A 3599-nucleotide genomic window follows, 5' to 3' on the forward strand; every position below is an offset into this window, starting at 1 on the left:
CTCGCATCTCCCGACCTCCAGGTTGGCACAGATCTCGCTTAACCCACCCCACAGGTAACCAACGGCGGTTGCCCCACCTACGACAAAGACGTCGCATACCCATTGCCCTCCAGCAATCCGGGTTGCGGCGTTTTTTTGTTTTGGTCCTGCGGGACCGGTGGTGCGACCACAGGCGGCGCACTGCTCAAAGCACTGACTCATTTCTCGAGACTTTTACAGCTGAGGTGCGCGATGAATTCAAGCTTCTGGAAATCCGGCCATACCCCGACACTGTTCGCAGCCTTCCTCTATTTCGACCTGAGCTTCATGGTCTGGTACCTGCTCGGCCCGATGGCGGTGCAAATCTCCGCCGATTTGCATTTGAGCACCCAACAACGTGGCTTGATGGTGGCGACGCCAATCCTGGCCGGCGCGGTGTTGCGCCTGTTCATGGGGTTGCTGGCCGATCGCCTGTCGCCCAAGACCGCCGGCATGATCGGCCAGGTCATTGTGATCGGTGCCTTGTTCTGTGCCTGGAAACTCGGCATCCACAGTTATGAACAAGCCCTGCTGCTGGGGCTGTTCCTGGGCATGGCCGGGGCCTCGTTCGCCGTGGCGCTGCCATTGGCGTCCCAGTGGTACCCGCCGCAACATCAGGGCAAGGCCATGGGCATCGCCGGGGCCGGTAACTCGGGCACCGTGTTCGCCGCCCTGGCCGCGCCGATCCTCGCGGTGTCGTTCGGCTGGACCAACGTGTTCGGCTTCGCCCTGATCCCGCTGATCCTGACCCTGATCGCCTTCAGCTTGATGGCCAAGAACGCCCCCGAGCGCCCCAAGGCCAAATCCATGGCCGATTACCTCAAGGCCCTGGGCGATCGCGACAGCTGGTGGTTCATGTTTTTCTATAGCGTGACCTTCGGCGGCTTCATCGGCCTGGCCAGCGCCCTGCCCGGCTACTTCAACGACCAATACGGCCTGAGCCCGGTCACCGCCGGCTACTACACCGCCGCCTGCGTCTTCGGTGGCAGCCTGATGCGTCCACTGGGCGGCGCCCTGGCAGACCGTTTCGGCGGCATCCGCACCCTGCTGGGCATGTACACCGTGGCGGCTATCTGTATCGCTGCCGTGGGTTTCAACCTGCCAAGTTCCTACGCGGCGCTGGCACTGTTCGTGTGCACCATGCTCGGTCTGGGTGCAGGCAACGGTGCGGTGTTCCAACTGGTGCCACAACGTTTCCGTCGCGAAATCGGCGTGATGACTGGTTTGATCGGCATGGCCGGCGGCATCGGCGGCTTCGCCCTGGCGGCGGGCATGGGTGCGATCAAGCAGAGCACCGGCAGCTATCAACTGGCGCTGTGGTTATTCGCCAGCCTCGGTGTCCTGGCCTGGTTCGGCCTGCACGGCGTCAAGCGTCGCTGGAGAACCACCTGGGGTTCGGCCGCCGTTACCGCCGCTCGGGTATAACACGCAACCATGAGCCTGCAATTGAGCTTCGCCGAAGCGAGCGCCATCGGCCCCCGGGAAGAAAACCAGGACGCCCTGCGCCTGGTCACCCCCGCCCCGGCCTTGGCCGCCAGCAAGGGTTACCTGTTCGCCATCGCCGACGGCGTGAGCCAATGCGCCGATGGCGGACTGGCCGCCCGCTCGACCTTGCAGGCGCTGGCCCTGGATTACTATGCCACGCCCCAGACCTGGGGCGTGGCCCAGGCTTTGGACCGGCTGTTGCTGGCGCAGAACCGTTGGCTGCAGGCCAACGGCGGTGGGCAGCCGCTGCTCACCACCGTCAGCGCCCTGGTCCTGCGGGGCCGGCGCTTCACCCTCGCCCATGTCGGTGATTGCCGGGTCTATCGCTGGCACGCCGAACATCTGCAACGGGTCAGCGAAGATCACGTCTGGGAACAACAGGGCATGCAACATGTGCTCAAGCGCGCCCTGGGGCTGGATCAACACCTGATCCTGGATTTCCTCGACGGGGAACTGCGCGAGGACGAGACCTTCGTACTGCTCAGTGACGGCGTGTGGGCAGTACTCGGCGACACCGCCATCGCCGGCATTCTGCGTGACCAGCCAGACCTCGAACTCGCGGCCCAGACACTGGTGAACGCCGCCCACCTGGCCGGCAGCCAGGACAACGCCAGCGCATTGCTCGTGCGCGTCGATGCCTTGGGCGAAGCGAGCATCGGCGATGCGTTGATCCAGCTCCAGCAGTGGCCGTTACCACCGACGCTGAAGCCCGGCCAGGCCTTCGAGGGTTGGCAGATCGAAGGTTTGCTCGGCCAGAGCCAGCAATCGTTGCTTTACCGGGTCCATGACGGCCAGGGCCAACCCTGGCTGCTGAAAACCTTGCCTGCGCAACTGCGGGACGATTCCCGGGCTGGACAGGCCTTGTTGTCGGAAGAATGGTTTCTCAAGCGAGTCGCCGGCAGGCAATTTCCGGAAGTGCATGGCGTGCCCCAGCGCCAGCATCTGTACTACGTGATGCGCGAATATTCGGGCATGACCCTGGCCGAGCTGTTCGACCGGAACGGCACGCTGCCCCTGGCGCAATGGCAGGACCTCGCGCAGCGATTGGTGCGGGCGGTGGGCCTGTTGCATCGACGGCAGATCTACCACCGCGACATCAAGCCGGAAAACCTGCACCTGGGCGACGACGGTGAACTTCGCCTGTTGGATTTTGGCCTGGCGTATTGCCCAGGCTTATCCGAGGACCAGGCCAACGTCTTGCCTGGCACGCCCAGCTATATCGCCCCGGAAGCCTTCGGCGGTGCCGCGCCGACCGCTCGACAGGATTTGTACTCCGTCGGTGTGACCTTGTATTTCCTGCTGACCGGGCACTACCCCTACGGCGAAATCGAAGCCTTCCAGCGCCCGCGCTTCGGCGTGCCGGTCAGCGCCAGCCGCTATCGACCGGACCTGGCCGAATGGCTCGGGCAAAGCCTCGAACGTGCCGTCGCTGCGGACCCGGGCCAGCGCTTTGAAACCGCCGAGGAATGGTTGCTGTTGCTGGAACAGGGCGAGCGCCGCAGCTTGAGCGTAAGGCCCCGGCCCCTCTTGGAGAGAGAACCGCTGAAGGTCTGGCGGACGTTGGCGCTGGTGTCGCTGGTCGTGAATATCGTGCTGTTGTTCCTGGTATTCCACGGCTGAAATCAATCGCCCCTCGCAGGCATTGTCCCGCGGCAAGCCTGGAAGTCAGATCAAGCGCTGATCGCCAGGCCATGCCGGCGGTGATGCACGCTCAACTGATCCTTGATCAGCCGCAGCACCCGGGCTTCGTGTTCATGGATAAAGAAATGCCCACCCGCGAGCATGTCCACGGAGAAACTGCCGCAGGTTTCCCGGCTCCAGCCAATCAGCTGTTCCGTGGTGGCCTTGTCGGCCGTGCCGCCGAGCACATGCACGGGGCAGTTCAGCGGTGATCGAAGCTTGGGTTGGTAGCGCCCGCAGAGCAGGAAATCCGCCCGCAGCACGGGCAAGGTCAGGGCCATCAATTCTTCGTTGGCCAACACTTCTTCGCTGGTGCCATTGAGGGTGCGCAACTGGTCGATCAGTTCCGCATCGGTTTTCGGCTCGGCGAAGCCGCGATCGTAATCGGCGCGCATCGTCGGCGCTGCAGTACCCGA

Annotated in this window: 3 protein-coding genes; 2 read left to right on the forward strand and 1 reads right to left on the reverse strand. The window is 63.9% G+C overall.

Annotated elements, in window-relative coordinates:
• The first annotated feature begins 231 nt into the window (after positions 1-231).
• The gene (locus tag OC610_RS23335) at positions 232-1443 is read left to right on the forward strand and encodes a nitrate/nitrite transporter (RefSeq protein WP_181286957.1); all 1212 of its coding nucleotides are present in this window, start codon (positions 232-234) and stop codon (positions 1441-1443) included.
• Between the two features lie 9 nt (positions 1444-1452).
• Positions 1453-3123 carry a bifunctional protein-serine/threonine kinase/phosphatase gene (locus OC610_RS23340; protein WP_264431186.1) on the forward strand — a complete coding sequence of 557 codons (1671 nt, stop codon included), beginning with the start codon at positions 1453-1455 and terminating at the stop codon, positions 3121-3123.
• 50 nt (positions 3124-3173) lie between these two features.
• Here the strand turns inward: OC610_RS23340 and OC610_RS23345 are convergent.
• The coding region (locus OC610_RS23345; RefSeq protein WP_264431187.1) for a thioesterase II family protein at positions 3174-3599 on the reverse strand (426 nt) is incomplete at its 5' end.

The sequence above is a fragment of the Pseudomonas agronomica genome (assembly GCF_025917275.1).
Classification (GTDB): Bacteria; Pseudomonadota; Gammaproteobacteria; order Pseudomonadales; family Pseudomonadaceae; genus Aquipseudomonas; species Aquipseudomonas agronomica.

What these genes read in the sequence shown, in the direction of transcription:
- OC610_RS23335 (WP_181286957.1), top strand. Translation starts at nt 232, where the DNA reads ATGAATTCAAGCTTCTGGAAATCCGGCCATACCCCGACACTGTTCGCA.
- OC610_RS23340 (WP_264431186.1), top strand. Translation starts at nt 1,453, where the DNA reads ATGAGCCTGCAATTGAGCTTCGCCGAAGCGAGCGCCATCGGCCCCCGG.